This window comes from Flavobacterium sp. MMLR14_040 (assembly GCF_033657265.1).
Classification (GTDB): domain Bacteria; phylum Bacteroidota; class Bacteroidia; order Flavobacteriales; family Flavobacteriaceae; genus Flavobacterium.
Genome location: NZ_JAWVWO010000007.1, coordinates 1 through 15,987, shown reverse-complemented (window position 1 = coordinate 15,987; position 15,987 = coordinate 1). Strand labels below are relative to the sequence as shown.

Sequence of the window (15,987 nt, the reverse complement as noted above, 5' to 3'; positions counted from 1 at the left end):
AAAGCCAAATTTAATTAATAATATCTTTTAAATTGATAATTGTCTGTTAGAAGAAATTTTTAATTTTAGAAAAAGAATTGTGTGTAAATTTAATAGTTCTATTGACTTTTAATTTTTCCCTTTTAAGTTCATTTTTTCCCTTTCGCGTTATTTTTTTTGAATCCAACAGGAGCTGTGGCCTTTATTTGCAGTATGAATTTTAAAAGTCAAATTTTTTATCTGATTTGAATCTTTTACGAGTTTCGATTGAATTTGACTTTAGAGCTGTTATTAAAAATTTATAAAAAACAACCCTATGAAAAAGCAAAAATGGTATAAAAGAAAAATAATTGTAATTCCTTTAGCAATCTTGTTGATCATCCTCGCCGGAATGCAGTTTGTGCGCCCGGTTATTATAAATCCTCCGGTTACCGGAGATTTAAAAGTGCCTCATGAAGTACAGGTAATTTTAAAAAACTCCTGCTATGATTGTCACTCTAATGAAACCAAGCTAAGCTGGTATGATAAAATAACCCCGGCTTACTGGCTGGTTGCCCAGCATGTTGAGGACGGTAGAAGTGGATTGAATTTTTCTACGTGGGATCAATTATCGTCGGCAGATCAAAAGGCAAAATTATGGGAATCTGTAAATCAGGTCACTCTTGGTGCCATGCCCCTGAGCAGTTACACTCTGGCGCATCCCAAAGCAAAGCTTTCCGGGCATGATATTAAAGTGTTAAAGGATTATATATGGAATCTTAGGGTAAACAATGTGCCGGAGGATACCTCAAAGATAAAAGCATTGAAGAATCAGTCTGGGGAACTAAAAAAAGCAGAACCTGCAGTTACAGTTCCAAAAACACTTAACGGAATCTCCTATATACCCGATTATAAAAACTGGGCTGTTGTGAGTACAACCCAGCGTGTTGATAATGGAACGATGCGGATTATTTATGGAAATGATATTGCTGTAAAGGCCATCAAAAATAAGCAGATAAACCCATGGCCTGATGGCTCTATTTTAGCTAAGGCCGCATACGATGAAATCGAAGATAGTGAGGGAAATATTTCTCAGGGGGCTTTTAAGCAAGTTGAGTTTATGATTAAAGATCATAAGAAATATAAGGAAACAAACGGCTGGGGATTCGCCCGGTTTAAAACTCCGCAGCTGGTACCTTATGGCAAAAGTGCCGATTTTACAATCGAATGCATGCGCTGCCATCAGCCAATGGAAAAAAACGATCATGTATTCACACTTCCAATTAGACAATAGATATGAAAACAATAATTTATTTTGCGACACTTCTTTTTTTATTTACCGTTTTTTCCTGTTCAAAAGATTCAGGTGAGAAAGGTATTAATAAAGACGCATCACTTCCAGAGGCACTAATGAATAAAGTTTCGGGCTTAAAAGTGATTAATTCTTCTATCAACACAAAAAGTCATACAACTTCTTTACTGTATGGAAATCAAAAAGCAGTTGATAGGATAAAAACAAACAGTCTAAATATGCAGAGAGGTGAAAAATTTGTGTGGATTACCTGGAGTCAACAGCCGGATCCGAATTGGTTTGGAGCTTATATTCCCGGAAAGCTGCTTTCTTTTGAAATTATCGAGTCAAAAGAAACGATTGAATATCAAAAAATTACAGGAAACGGTACGCAGGTAAAAGAAGATTCCATTGATAATAGGCGTCGTATTCAGGTTCTGCTTCAACAAAAAATGAACGTAACTCCGTAATAAAAATATTAAATTTAAGACCTTATCTGCTGTTAGTGGATGTACCAAGAAAAAGAGAGATTGATTTATTAAAAAAATAACTTTTAGTCTATTGATCTGTTGTGTATATCCGAGGTTAACGCAATTAAGCTTCTTTTAAAAATGTATTACAGCTTCCCTCGGAAATATGTGTATATCTCAAGTTGTCAGGGATAAATATGTTCCCGAGGATTTAAGTAAACTAAAAACGTCTCACGGAGTACCAAAGCACGTACGGACTGATTCATGAACAGCAGCCTATGGTATTATGTTATATGGAACTATACTAAGCTTTTTAGCTCAATTCAAAGAAGAAATATAGAAAATTATTTTTTCTTAATTCTCTCTCTGTGCTGCTTTCCCCATTTCTCCATTGATTGCAATACGTCACTTATGCTGTGGCAATATTCAGTAAGAGTATATTCTATTCTTGCCGGATAATCATCGTAAACTTTTCGAACAATCATTTCATTTTCTTCCAAATGCCTTAATTCTTTCGAGAGTACACGATTGGTTATTTTGGGAATCGATGACAAAATTTCATTGAATCTTTTGTTTCGATGATATATGGAAATGATTATAGGCAGTTTCCATTTACCTCCAATTACATATTGTGTGTCTTGTACGAATTTGATTTTATCCTCAAAATTCCATTCTTCTATTTTACTCATTTAAGTATCCTTTTGTATACAGGTATCAAATGTATATCTATTTATTGATAATTTTGACTTTCAATTTAAATTAATCAAAAATGACAAAGTGTTTTCTGCAAGTGATCAGGCGGAATTTATCACGATAGCTTCATATTTGTGTCAGGAGAATTGAAATAAAATAATTTCTGAATAATATAAATTTTTAAAAACAATAAAAAATGGAAACAAATAACAAAGTATGGTTTATCACCGGTGCCTCCAATGGTTTTGGATTAACATTGACAAAACAATTATTAGCAGGAGGATATAAAGTTGCAGCAACTTCCCGAAATAAAAGAAGTATTGAAGAGAAAACCGGCAAGAATCCAAACCTGCTGGCACTCACTGTTGATATTACCAAAGATAACGAGGTAAAGTCAGCAATCGAAGAAACAGTAAAAACATTTGGAAAAATTGATGTTGCGGTGAACAATGCTGGTTATATGCTTCTGGGAGCTCTGGAAGAAGTTTCTGCAAAAGAGTTTACGGAATCCATGGAGGTGAATGTGTTTGCGTTCCAAAATGTAATCAGAAATGTAATGCCTTATTTCCGCAAGCAGCAGAGTGGACATTTTTTTAATTTTTCATCTTCTGCTGGCTATTCTGCCGATGCAAATGCAGGAACGTATAATGCTGTTAAATCGGCTGTAATAGCATTTTCTGAAGCATTGGCGAAGGAAGCAAAACCATTCAATGTGAAAGTAACTATTGTATCGCCAGGTCTTTTTAGAACCAATTTTCTGGGTGCATTTCCGGTAGCCCAAAACAGGATTGAAGCATATGGTACACAACATCTTGTTGATGCCATGAATCAATATAACGGACATCAGCCGGGAAACCCTCAGAAACTGGTTAAGATTTTAATTGATACTGCAGAAAAGGAAAATGCGCCTCTGCATTTGGTTATGGGAGGAGATGCGTATGAAAGAGCTGTCAAATATTACAAATCCCAGCTTGAAAATCTTGAACAAAATAAAGAGTTGAGTTTTTCTACAAATTTTGATTAAAATCCTGTATCTGAATACAATCCTAAGAGACTTGGATACAAACAGGTTTCTTAAAAGCCCCAACTTTGTCTTATAATTTAAAAACAAGTCTTATGAGCAATCATCAAAAAGTACTGACTGTGGATTATCACCAGGTACAGGAAGGGAAAAATAGGGTTTATTTTATGAGCCAGGGTTATAAACTGGCAGGAGATCTGTATTTACCAAAAGGATTTGATAGCGAGAAGAAGTATCCAACTATCATGTACACACGTGTAGGTACACAAGTTAAAGAACAAACTGGCGCAGTTTATGGTGATAAACTTGCTGCCAAGGGGTATGTGTTTTTGGTCTTCGATCCGAAAAATTTTGGAGACAGTGAGGGAGAAATCAGAAACTATGAATCGATGCACAATATGATTCCCAATACGACAGATGCAATAAGTTTTTTAAGAACTTTTAAGTTTGTTGACAGGGAAAAATTTTATGGATTGGGTGCATGTGCCGGTGCCCCATACATCTGCAATGTAGCTATTGGTGATGCCCGCATAAAAGCAGTGGCAACGCTGGTGGGTAATTTTGACGCGGCTGCCAGCTTATTTGGAGCTTATCCAAAAGAACTGCTTGATAAAATGCTTCAAACAGCTGCAGAAGCCAAACAGAAATATTATGAAACAGGAGAATACGAAACTGCATCTATGTTTGGCGGAATGCCTTTGCCTCCGCCAGATAGTGCGTCAAAAGCAATGAAAGATGCATATGGCTATTATTTCCTTAGAGCCGGGCAGGATAAATATGCAAACTATACGCCTAATTATCCTACTGTAGGTCTGCCTGTTGATCCGGCAAGGGTATTTGTGAATCAGGCAAAATATTTTACTACCCCATTTTTAGTTATTGCAGGGAGTGAAGCATTTACACATGACATGGATAAAGAGGTATATGAAATGGCAGCTGGAGAAAAGCAATGGGTGGTAATTGAAGGTGCATCACACATGGATTTGTATGATATTGACAAATTTCTCGATCCTGCATTAGACAACGTTGACGAGTTTTTTAAAAAGTATTAATTAAGTACAGCAGCAGGATTGCCTGAATAAGACATTCCTGCTGTTTTCATATGGTGTCAAATCATTAACTTTTCAACCAATCTATAATCAATCAAGGATATGATTTGAATTAAGAAGGATCATTTAAATAAAAATTATGAGTAATCAAAAAATCTGGTTTGTTACAGGGGCTTCAAAGGGAATGGGGTTACTGCTGACAAAATTATTATTAAATACAGGCCATAAAGTTGCTGCAACATCAAGAAATTTAGGTTTGTTAAAATCAAATGTTGGTTTAGAAAATGATCTTTTTCTTCCAATCGAATTAGATATTACAAATAGCCGGGATGTTAAATTAGCAATTAATCAAACAGTTCAATATTTTGGCGGATTAGATGTTGCTGTTAATAATGCAGGATTTTCATTTATTGGCAGTTTGGAAGAATTGACAGATGAAGAATTCAGAAAAGCTTTAGATATAAATTTATTCGGAACGGTAAATGTCATCAGGGCTTCGATGGCACAATTCAGAAAACAGCGATCAGGACGCGTTATAAACATTGCCTCTGCCGCAGGTTATATTGCCGGTCTCAATATCGGCAGTTATGTAGCATCTAAATTTGCGATAGTTGGTCTAACTGAGGCATTGGCTCTTGAGGCCAAACATCTTAATATCAAACCCACAGTAGTATTACCTGGTTCATTCAGGACTAATTTTTTAGATGAGGGCTCTTTGAATTATGCGAAAACCCCCATTGCTGAGTATGAAAGTGCAGATACATATAGGAGTTATGCAGAAAGAGCCGGAAAACAGCCTGGAGACCCACAAAAATTGGCTTTAGAATTGGTAAATCTGGCAAACATGGAGAACCCTCCAGTTCATTTAATCTTGGGTCCGGACAGCTTTAAAATGATTATGGATAAAAGAGCACAGGACCTGGAAGAATTCGAGGCCTTCAAAAAGATATCATTATCCACAAATTTCGAGTAAATTAACAGGACTAAATTGTGTTCAATAAAAATGAGTTAACATGAAAACAGAGAAACCGTACAATATAAAATCAATATCGGAATATCATGCCTTGTTGGGGGTTGAGAAGCCTCAGCATCCTTTAATCAGTTTGATCAGCCATGAAAACATTAAGAATTATACTGACGAAAAGTTAAAAAATAAAACTTACGATTTCTATACGATAAGCAGAAAAGTAAATTATGCAGGTACGATGAAGTATGGACAGCATTACTATGATTTTCAGGAAGGGGCAATGGTGTTTCATGGACCTAATCAGGTAATTGTTTCTGAACTCGCAGATAATGTCAACCTACAGGGCTGGACAATGTTGATACATCCTGATTTTATAAGAACCTATCCGCTGGCATCAAAGATTAGTCAGTTTGGATTCTTTTCTTATGCTGTAAATGAGGCTTTGCATCTCTCTGACAAAGAAGCAAAAATTATTGAAGAGGTAATGGACACTATTCGAAAGGAATACAGTTCAAGAATAGATATCTACAGCCAGGACATCCTTATTTCACAAATTGAACTGCTGCTGAATTATTGCAACCGTTTCTACAATAGGCAGTTTATAACAAGGAGAACGGCAAATAGCGAATTATTAATCAATTTTGAAAAATTGATAACAGATTATTTTGAAGGAGGGAACCTTCCTTTAAAGGGGATACCTACTGTCCAATACTTTTCCGGCGAACTGAATATGTCTGCTAATTATTTAACAGATATGCTTAGAAGTCTCACAGCATTAAGCACACAACAGCACATTCAGAAGAAAATAATTGAGAAGGCTAAACATATTTTGACCTCTACAAATTTGAGTGTTGGCGAGATCGCCTATGAACTGGGGTTCGAGTATCAACAGTCATTTAGCAAACTATTTAAAAATAAAACAGGTTTAACACCTTTGGAATTCCGTCAATCCTTTAATTAGTTGTAATAATGAATTTACCATTTGTTAATATTGCGCGAAAAATGCAGACGATATAAATTTCTTCAATTAGGAGATGTTTATGTGCAATAAGATGCATTAATGAAAAACGAAAACAAAAAATAAGCTAATATAATGTTTAATAAGTTTTTTAATTAAAAATGGCGCCAATTATCTTCAATTGGCGCCATTTGGCTTTGTGGTGACCTCTACCGGACAAATTTCTATAAATTTTATCGAAGATTTAAAGAAATTGGCTTACTACATTTAGTAGCTGTCTTTCATTGGCATTATGAATGTGGTTTGGATGTCCTGTTGGGATTGATGGAAAAATCTTTATGATTTCACAAATCAAGCTTAAGAAAAAAGTTATTAGATCTTTTATAGACAGCCTTAAGGCTTTGTGGCAAAAGAGGCATTCATTCCATTATGCAATCAGATGTATTAATACAAAAAAGAACTGAAGATTATTTTTTTCTAAAAAGTAATTATGGTAAAAAAAGATAACTACCCAAATACAATGTCTTGTTATCAAAGACATTTAACAGCACTTCCAAACATTACGATTGACAGATTATAAATCAAAAAGTAATAAAATTTCATTACTTGTCACAAGACAAGTGCCACAGGTTTTATTCACTCTTTCTTTGCATAGTATTAAACAAATAATATTATGGAAAACGAAAAAACAAACACACAGAACGAATTAAATTCTTCATCATCAAACAGTAAAAACACAATTGTAATTGTTCATGGAGCATGGTCATCTGCTAATGACTGGCATCATGTTGCGGGTCATCTTAACTCTAGAGAAAACAATCTAATTATTGTAAATCTTCCTGGTCATGGAACTGACCAAACACCCGTATCAAATATTAGTTTACAACTTTATGTATACGAAGTTTTAAAAGCTATTGGCAGCACAACAGACGTTACGCTTGTGGGGCACAGTTTTGGTGGAATTGTGGTAAGTGAAGTAGCGGAGCTGATTGCTCCGCAGATCAAAAAACTAATTTATATTTCCGCTTTTGTTCCTCAAAATGGAGACAGTTTATTGTCACTTGCACAAACTGATTCAGAGAGTCATGTAGGTAAAAATCTTATTGTAGATGAGCAAGCGGGAGTTGCCTCTATAACTAAAGAATCAATAACAGATGTCTTTTTAGCTGATGCGCCAAAACCAGTAGCAGAATATGTAACTAATAACCTGCGACCTGAACCTTTGGCCCCCTTATCTACTCCAGTTACATTAACTGAAGCTAATTTCGGCAAAATTAATAAGGTTTATGTTCACAGTCAAAATGACCATACTATTGGTTATTCACTTCAACAAAAAATGGTTGAAGATGCAGGGATCTTAAGAACTTACTCACTTCCTTCAAGCCACACACCATTTATAGTATTTCCTCAAATACTATCAGCAATTATAACTCTGGAATCTAAGTAAAACACATTTCACAAAATAAATAACACTTTAATATTACAATCATGAAAAAATTAAAATTGATTCAACTTTTTGTTATAGCCTGTATTTTTATCTTAACATCTTGTTCAAATGATGATAATCAGCCTGAAAATCCTAAAAATTATGTCCTTGTTCATGGAGCATGGCAAGCTTCCTTTGTGTGGAAGGGAGTAAAAGCTAACCTTGAAAAAAAAGGCAATAAAGTAATCGTTGTTGAGTTACCAGGCCATGGTAATGATAATACTTCTCCAGGTACAATAACACTAGATCTTTATAAAGAAAAGGTAATAGACGCACTTTCAAAAATCGATGGGAAAGTTATTTTAGTAGGTCATAGTCTTGGCGGTATGATAATTTCTTCGGTTGCAGAAGCGATCCCTTCTAAAATTGAAAAACTGGTTTATGTCGCTGCTTATTTACCACTTTCAGGCCAAACATTAGATAATCTGGCACATATGGATCCCGATTCTCAGCTTGGGGTTACAGGCAATCTAATTTTTAATTATGATCAAGGTATTGTAGATGTAAAACCGGACCAGATTGTTAATCTATTTATTCAGGACGGCACTCCGGAAATTCAAAACCTTGTAGTAAAGAACTATAGAACAGAGCCTTTAACTCCATTTATTAATCCTGTAACGCTTACTGAGCAAAATTTTGGATCAGTTAAAAAAGTCTACATCAAAACTTTACAGGATCATGTTGTGTCGCCGTATTTACAAAACAAAATGATTGCCACAGGTAAAGTTGAATCTCTATATCAAATAAATACAGGACATAGCCCATTTCTTTCACAGCCCGACGAGTTGTCATCAATATTGACAAAAATAGGAGCCAACTAAATAATAACAATTAATAAATATATCATGAAAAATTCAATTTTATTAATAGCAATGCTATTGCTTACAACTATTACAGCTTCATCGCAAACGAACAAAGCTAAAAACGAAAACACAATTGTAATCATCCACGGTGCATGGTCATCATCAAATGATTGGCAGCATGTTTCAGAAGATTTAATTGCAGGTGGAAACTCCGTTATTTCTGTTAACTTGCCGGGCCATGGAAGCGATAATACAGCAATTTCAACTATTAGTTTAAAGCTTTATGTTGAAGAGGTTAAAAAAGCCATCGGAAACAAACAAAATGTAGTGCTTGTTGCACATAGTTTTGGCGGAATTGTGGCAAGTCAGGTTGCAGAAGACATTGCGCCACAGATAAAAAAGGTAGTTTACATTGCTGCTTACGTACCCAAAAATGGAGAAAGCTTATTGTCTCTTGCGCAAACTGATGGAGAGAGCCATGTTGGAAAAAATCTTATTGTAGATGAGAAAGCAGGAATTGCAATTATAAAAAAAGAAGGTATTGCTGATGTTTTCCTTGCCGATGCTCCTAAGCAAGTTGCTGATTATGTAAGCAACAATTTAAAACCAGAACCATTAGCTCCTTTAGCGACTCCGGTAACTTTGACTGAGAGCAGATTTGGAAAAATCAGTAAAGTATTTGTTTACACTTTAAATGACCATACAATAGGTTATTCATTGCAGCAAAAAATGACAAAAGATGCAGGGATCGAAAGATTATATGCTCTTCCGTCAAGCCACACGCCTTTTATAATGTTCCCGCATGTTTTGGCTCAAATCATTGCTGTAGAAACAAAATAAATCTAGTTTAAATTAAATAGCACAGGTAAGAATCATTGTTAGTCAATAACAAACTTGAATTAAGCTTTCAGCGACAAATAGTGGTTCTTATCTCAATTATAAATAATATCTAAAAACAAATGGAAACAAAAGAAAATATTTTAGCATTGGATGAATTTACCCATAAAACAGCGCCGACAAAATCTATCAACGTAAATGGAGCCGATTTTACTTACCGCTCTTTTGGAAAGAAAGAAGGCATACCAGTTATCTTTTTACAACACTTCACCGGAAACATGGATAATTGGGATCCTGAAGTTACAAATGCAATTGCTAATAACTATCCCGTAATATTATTTAACAACAGAGGAGTTGGAAGTTCAAACGGAGTTACTCCTGAAAATGTAACGGAGATGGCACAGGATGCTGTAGATTTTATCCGTGCTTTAGGTTACAATAAGGTTAATATTTTAGGTTTTTCTCTTGGCGGTTTTATAGGACAGGAGATAGCTGCAAATTATCCGGAATTGGTGAATAAACTTATATTGGCAGGCACAGGATCAATAGGAGGAAAAGCGATTGCACAACTAGAGTCGCATTTAGAAAAAGCTTTTGTTGATGGACCAGACAGAGTATTGATTAACCTTTTTTTTAGCAAAACACCAAGCAGTATCAAAGCGGGTGAATCTTTCTTAGAAAGATTATCTGAAAGAAAAGTAGACAGAGATTCACCAACGAGTCAGGATACAATTGCAAGTCAGGCGAAAGCTATTATAAACTATGGTTTAGCAACAGATGAAAACAACACACAGCTTAAAGCTATTAAGCAGCCTGTGCTTATTGTTAATGGAAATCAAGATAATATGGTCGATTCGATCAATTCTTATGTAATGCTTCAAAATATTCCGAATGCAAAATTAGTACTTTGGAGTGATTCAGGTCATGGCGGGATTTTTCAGTATTCTAAAGATTTTTCTCAAGAAGTAAATTCATTCTTATTGAATTAAGATCAAATTGAAATATATAATTTATAAAAGAAAACCGGTTGCTGGACTATTGTTTGAGATGATGGTAGAAGAAATAGCAGCAGTAATCGGTTTAAAAAAAAACAATAAACGATTGGTTTATGCAATTCCAAAAAGAACATAAATTTTGTTATTCAATAAATATAATATTTCTGCTCATTTTTACGCTTCTGACCTTGATACAAAGGCAAAAAAAGCTAATAGCACAAAGAAGAAACTTAGAACTGGAAAGGCAAATTAGTGAAATGAATAGTGAACGGAAACTGCTTCACGAAGAAATTGAATTAAGAAACAGGAAACTTTCTGCCAGAGCATTATATCTTTCGGGTAGAAATCAGCTTATCAATAATTTGATTATGTCTATAGAAAATATACCAAAACTTTCGAAAGTCTCTACTTTGGATATACATATTCAACATTTAAAAGATTATTTAAAAAGCGATAATGAATGGGAAACATTTGTTTTTCATTTTGAAGAAGTAAATCCCGGTTTTCTGGCAAGACTTCGAAAATTACATCCTTCATTAACCTCAAATGATATGCGTTACATTGCCTATATCTATATGAATTTAACGACTAAAGAGATTTCAAATCTGTTGAGTATAACAATATATGCAAGTAAAAAGAGAAAAGAGAGAATTATTTCCAAGATAAAACTTCCTAATGATATAACTTTATACTATTATCTATCAAATATTTAGGAAAAATGTCTCTCATTTGTCCTTTAATAGTGTCTTTTTTTTCAGGTGATTTGAGATTGTGTTTTAACTAATTATTACGTAATTGATTATTTTTGACCTGCAACGGTCTTGAAAAGAAGCTGTTGCGTATAATATTAACAAATAAACCAATGGACAAACAAGGACTAAAAAATTACATCATAAAAAATTTACCATTTCCAGACCGTACTTTAGATGAAGTGGTAGAATTCTTTGAAGAGATTACTATTGAAAAAAACGAATTTTTTCTTAGAGAAGGAAAAATAAACGAGCATTATTTCTTTTTGCAGAGCGGTTTTATGAGAGCGTTTACACATGATATTGATGGAAATGAAATCACTACAAATTTCTATCAAAAGGATAGTGTGGTATTTGAAGTGTCGTCTTTTTATTTAAAAACCAAATCATCTGAGAATATACAAGCAGTTACAGATTGCCGAGGTTTTGTTATCAGTTATGATCAATTAAACGCATTGCTGCATACAGTTCCGGAGTTTAGGGCTTATGGGGTAAAAATGCTGGCTAAAGAATATATGATGTTTAAAAAACGTGCTTTGGAATTAATTAATCTTAGTGGTGAAGCCAGATACGAGAATCTTATTACGACCAATAAAGAAGTATTTCAATTTGCTCAGCTTAAACAAATAGCTTCTTATCTAAATGTTACCGATACATCATTAAGTAGAATTAGACGCGAATTTTCAAAAAAATAAATCAAATTTCCCTCATCATACACAATAATATAACTAATGAAAAAAATCATTTTTGTCCTTTTGCTATGCTGCCTGCACTTTTACGCTGCAGCGCAACAATCTTCAAATCAGGTATTTGAAAACATTCCAATATTGCATGGAGACACTATTGTCTTTCCTATTACTTTGGTTGACGCATTTCCTTTTGTATCTGTTGAAGTAAATGGCGTAAAAGGAAAGTTTATGTTCGATACTGGCCTTAATGGATCGATTAAGATTAATGACAATGCTGTGAACTTGCCAAATAAGAAAAAAAAAGGTACAGGGATTGTTGGCAGCGGGCAGACTTTTACGGATAATATCAATGACACCATTGTAGAAGTTAAATTTAAGAACGGCTTAACGTATCATAATTTACTTAATATTTCCAGCGCCAATTATGATTTTCTGCAAAATAATATCACTCCTGACTGTATAGGCTATATAGGATATGAGTTTTTTAAGGGATACACCTTCAAACTAGATTATGTAAAAAGGAAAATCACTTTTTATAAAAATACGGAGCAGCATAAATCCTCAAATGATTTTTTGAAAGACGAGAAGGTGCTGGGTATCATTAATTTTGAAACAAGGAGACTTCCTAATCATCCTTTGGTAAAAGTTAAAATAGGAAACATTGAACTCTTGGGATCATTTGATACCGGACAGTATGGATTAATACAATTAGAAGACAGCGCTAAAAAGATTCTAATAGCAAAATCTCTTGTCAGATATATGGGATTAGACGGTCACGGCGATGAGCAGGTTAACGTCAGCGATGTAAAAATTGACGGTACTTTTAAAACTGCAATAAAGGGAATTTATCCAATTACTATGGAACAAACAACACCGTTTAGAAAAGGTATACAGATTACAGAAGATAGTTACATATGTTTTGGATATAGGTTCTTTGAACAGTATAAAACAGTATGGGATTACGAGCAAAAGAAAATATACATATTGGAAAAATAATAATGTTTTTTTATTTTGGCAGGATGAGCTTAAATGTGCTCATAGAACCCTTTTCTCTTTTTAAGACCAGGTTTATTGATACAACAGCAGATGCGAATAAACCAATTTTTTGCCTCAGTTGGGCAACAACGAATAATTGATGTCTAACAGTAGAAAGTTCAAGTACTGGTGAAATGATAAAGTATTTTTAAATGATATTTCATTATTTGCCATTAAACATCAATTAAGAATAGTTTAGGATATTATATAGTCATAATTTCTCTTCCATTCTGAGTGTTCAAATCCTGTGAAGTTATCGCACTTTAAATTTATAATGTCTTTTATTTCTTAGAAAAAAGGAACGAAAAAAAAATCCACTAAGATATTGATTAATAGTTTTTTAAATAAAAAAATGGCGTCAATTGTCTTCAATTGACGCCATTTGGCTGTGGTGACCCCGACGGGACAAATTTCAACAAAATTTATGGAAGATTTAAAGAGATTGGCTTACTGGAAGTAGGGGCTGTCTTTGAATGGCATAATGATTTTGGTTTGGATGTCTCGTTGGGGATTGACGAGATTTTTTTAAAACTGAATTTTGTAAATTATCTGGGTTGTTGGGAATGCTTCAAGGAATAAGCTTACCATCATTATTTGAATGTCGTTCTTGCCACTAAAGTTGTTGGCTATTCCATTTTACCAGTTTTGGCTACTTAAATTATGGTTTTGGCTAAATTTTCTTTCCTGTATCTGCGCAAATTTGCAAACATAATAATACTAAAATAATCATTATGTCATCGCAAAGTAAAATTGCAGTAGTAACAGGAGGGAGCCGCGGTCTTGGAAAAGATATGGCGATCAATCTTGCCAAAAACGGATTGGATATAGTTTTAACCTATAACACTCAAAAAGAAACAGCAGAAAATGTTGTAAAACAAATTCATGATATCGGACAAAAGGCGGCCGCCATAAAACTAGACGTCTCAGATTCTTCTAGTTTTGATATGTTTAGAAAAGATCTTGGAGATGAAATAACCAATTACTTCCACTCAGATGGAATTGATTTTTTGGTCAATAATGCAGGGTTTATTCACTATGCAAATTTTGATGCTATCAATGAAGCTCAATTTACAGAAATGGAAAATGTACATCTTAGAGGTCCATTTTTCCTTACACAAAAATTATTGCCATTATTAAGAGCTTACGGAGGAATTGTAAATGTTTCTTCAGGACTAACCCGTTTTGCCACGCCGGGATTTGCAGCTTATGCAGCACTAAAAGGAGCAATGGAGACATTGACAAAATATCAGGCAAAAGAACTCGGTGCAAGAAACATAAGAGTAAATGTTATTGCTCCGGGTGCTATCGAAACCGATATTATGGGCGGTGCGGTACGTGACAATGTAGAAATGAACCAATACCTGGCTTCGCAAACTGCTCTTGGAAGAGTTGGACTACCCGAGGACATTGGGGGAGTGGTAGCCTTTCTATGCAGTGATGCCGGCGGGTGGATTAATGCTCAGCGAATAGAAATTTCAGGAGGTTCAAATCTATAATTAGACTTAAAAATAGTTGATCATAGTTGATAAGCTGAATGTTACATACAATTAAAAGAATATAAAATGGAAAAAGAAGATAAAGGAGTAGTCAAAGCTCTTTCCAAACAGGAAATAGATACCATTGAAAGGTTTTATGCAGCATGGAAACTTAAAAAGCCAGAAGTATTAGACGAAATTTGCATGCCTGACTGGAAAGATATTCCACTCGCACCACATCAAGAAGATAACCCAAAAGGACTGCAGGCAATTATGAAATTTTTGTTCGAATTATGTCCTGATATAGAAATCGTAATTCATGAGATATTTGGCAGCCACGAGCGTGCAGCTGTAAGAGCCTCACTGCAATTTACGCATATAAAGGAAATTATGGGAATCCCTCCAACGAATAAGAAAGTAACAATTGCACTGCATGAATTTCATTATTTGAAAAATGGCAAACTTACCCATACATGGCATTTAGAAGACTGGTTTGGTCTTTTGATGCAGAGCAAACAGGAATAAAAAATCAAATAGCATATGCGTATAATAATTTTTGAATATACTTTTAAAAGAATTCATCTGAATTTCTAGTGTCAAAAAAATGTAATTTTGTAACTATGGAAGTTATTAGAATAAAAAACATCACAGATTATCATCGTTTTAGAGGGCTTCCTAAGCCGGAACATCCTTTAATAAGCCTGGTCGATTATTCACAGGTAAAATTCCCTGATGATGAAAAAACGACAAACATTGTGATGGATTTTTACTCTATTGCTTTAAAAAGGGATATTGGAGCCAAGCTTTATTATGGCCAGCAGGTTTACGATTTTGACGAAGGTATAATGTCATTTATAGCACCGGGGCAGGTTTTGCGGCTGGAGCAGGATCCTGATTCATTACATAAAGGCGCAGGGTATTTATTGCAAATTCACCCAGACTTTTTATGGAATTCAGCATTAGCGAAAAACATAAAAAGCTACACGTTTTTTGATTATTCAATTAATGAAGCACTATTTCTTTCTGAAAAAGAGGAAAATATCATTGTAAATATTTTTGAAAATATAAGAGAAGAATACCACATCAACATTGATAGATTTACGCAGGATTTAATAATTGCGCAGATAGAATTGCTGCTCAAATATTGCGACAGATATTACAGTCGCCAATTTCTTACAAGAAAAATCAGCAGTCATCAAATACTATCAAAAGTTGAAGAGTTTTTGAATAATTATTTTGATGATAAAAACCGTGACCAAAGAAATCTTCTTTCTGTCCAGACTGTTGCTGATAATATGAATGTTTCTTCAGATTATTTAAGCAATTTACTGAAGCTTCATACTGGTCAGAATACGCAGCAGCATATTCACAATAAACTCATAGAAAAAGCGAAAGAAAAACTTTCTACTACTAGTTTGTCAATTAGTGAAATTGCGTATGAGCTGGGATTCGAACACCTTCAGAGCTTTAGTAAATTGTTCAAAAACAAAACAAACGAAACACCCTTAAAG

The 15,987-nt window shown here is 34.3% G+C and carries 17 protein-coding genes; 16 read left to right on the top strand and 1 reads right to left on the bottom strand.

Annotated features, from left to right (window positions below; all coding sequences use genetic code 11):
* Positions 1-295: 295 nt before the first annotated feature.
* Both SD960_RS11230 and SD960_RS11225 read left to right on the top strand, forming a co-directional pair.
* Positions 296-1,252 carry a heme-binding domain-containing protein gene (locus tag SD960_RS11230; protein ID WP_318803101.1) on the top strand — a complete coding sequence of 319 codons (957 nt, stop codon included), beginning with the start codon at positions 296-298 and terminating at the stop codon, positions 1,250-1,252.
* Positions 1,253-1,254: 2 nt separating this feature from the next.
* A complete protein-coding gene (locus SD960_RS11225) occupies positions 1,255-1,719 on the top strand; it encodes a hypothetical protein (protein WP_318803100.1) in 465 nt (154 codons plus the stop codon).
* 344 nt (positions 1,720-2,063) lie between these two features.
* On the opposite strand, the gene SD960_RS11220 is transcribed toward SD960_RS11225, so the two are convergent.
* Positions 2,064-2,408 carry a helix-turn-helix domain-containing protein gene (locus tag SD960_RS11220; protein WP_318803099.1) on the bottom strand — a complete coding sequence of 115 codons (345 nt, stop codon included), beginning with the start codon at positions 2,406-2,408 and terminating at the stop codon, positions 2,064-2,066.
* A 200-nt stretch (positions 2,409-2,608) separates the two neighbouring features.
* Between SD960_RS11220 and SD960_RS11215 the strand changes: the two genes are divergently transcribed.
* From SD960_RS11215 to SD960_RS11150, 14 genes are all read left to right on the top strand, one after another.
* The gene (locus tag SD960_RS11215; protein WP_318803098.1) at positions 2,609-3,436 is read left to right on the top strand and encodes an SDR family oxidoreductase; all 828 of its coding nucleotides are present in this window, start codon (positions 2,609-2,611) and stop codon (positions 3,434-3,436) included.
* A 92-nt stretch (positions 3,437-3,528) separates the two neighbouring features.
* Positions 3,529-4,485, top strand: a complete 957-nt coding sequence (locus SD960_RS11210; RefSeq protein ID WP_318803097.1) for an alpha/beta hydrolase — start codon at positions 3,529-3,531, stop codon at positions 4,483-4,485.
* A 136-nt stretch (positions 4,486-4,621) separates the two neighbouring features.
* Entirely contained in the window at positions 4,622-5,455 is an 834-nt protein-coding gene (locus SD960_RS11205) for an SDR family NAD(P)-dependent oxidoreductase (RefSeq protein WP_318803096.1), read from the top strand.
* 40 nt (positions 5,456-5,495) lie between these two features.
* Complete coding sequence (locus SD960_RS11200) at positions 5,496-6,410, top strand: helix-turn-helix domain-containing protein (protein WP_318803094.1); 915 nt, start codon at positions 5,496-5,498, stop codon at positions 6,408-6,410.
* 670 nt (positions 6,411-7,080) lie between these two features.
* Positions 7,081-7,854 (top strand): alpha/beta hydrolase, encoded by a 774-nt coding sequence (locus SD960_RS11195; RefSeq protein ID WP_318803092.1) that lies wholly within the window; start codon positions 7,081-7,083, stop codon positions 7,852-7,854.
* Positions 7,855-7,895: 41 nt separating this feature from the next.
* Positions 7,896-8,714 (top strand): alpha/beta fold hydrolase, encoded by an 819-nt coding sequence (locus SD960_RS11190; protein ID WP_318803090.1) that lies wholly within the window; start codon positions 7,896-7,898, stop codon positions 8,712-8,714.
* 24 nt (positions 8,715-8,738) lie between these two features.
* Positions 8,739-9,536 (top strand): alpha/beta fold hydrolase, encoded by a 798-nt coding sequence (locus tag SD960_RS11185; protein ID WP_318803089.1) that lies wholly within the window; start codon positions 8,739-8,741, stop codon positions 9,534-9,536.
* 119 nt (positions 9,537-9,655) lie between these two features.
* Complete coding sequence (locus tag SD960_RS11180; protein ID WP_318803087.1) at positions 9,656-10,522, top strand: alpha/beta hydrolase; 867 nt, start codon at positions 9,656-9,658, stop codon at positions 10,520-10,522.
* Between the two features lie 263 nt (positions 10,523-10,785).
* Positions 10,786-11,241 (top strand): hypothetical protein, encoded by a 456-nt coding sequence (locus SD960_RS11175; RefSeq protein ID WP_318803085.1) that lies wholly within the window; start codon positions 10,786-10,788, stop codon positions 11,239-11,241.
* Positions 11,242-11,390: 149 nt separating this feature from the next.
* Positions 11,391-11,972, top strand: coding sequence for a Crp/Fnr family transcriptional regulator (locus SD960_RS11170; RefSeq protein ID WP_318803084.1), 582 nt, complete (start codon positions 11,391-11,393; stop codon positions 11,970-11,972).
* Positions 11,973-12,008: 36 nt separating this feature from the next.
* On the top strand, positions 12,009-12,962 hold the full coding sequence (locus SD960_RS11165) for a hypothetical protein (RefSeq protein WP_318803081.1): 954 nt from the start codon (positions 12,009-12,011) through the stop codon (positions 12,960-12,962).
* Positions 12,963-13,732: 770 nt separating this feature from the next.
* Entirely contained in the window at positions 13,733-14,497 is a 765-nt protein-coding gene (locus SD960_RS11160; protein ID WP_071637750.1) for an SDR family NAD(P)-dependent oxidoreductase, read from the top strand.
* Between the two features lie 66 nt (positions 14,498-14,563).
* A complete protein-coding gene (locus tag SD960_RS11155) occupies positions 14,564-15,001 on the top strand; it encodes an ester cyclase (protein WP_071637751.1) in 438 nt (145 codons plus the stop codon).
* Between the two features lie 95 nt (positions 15,002-15,096).
* Positions 15,097-15,987, top strand: an 891-nt coding sequence (locus SD960_RS11150) for a helix-turn-helix transcriptional regulator (protein ID WP_318803078.1), incomplete at its 3' end; no start/stop codon positions are given.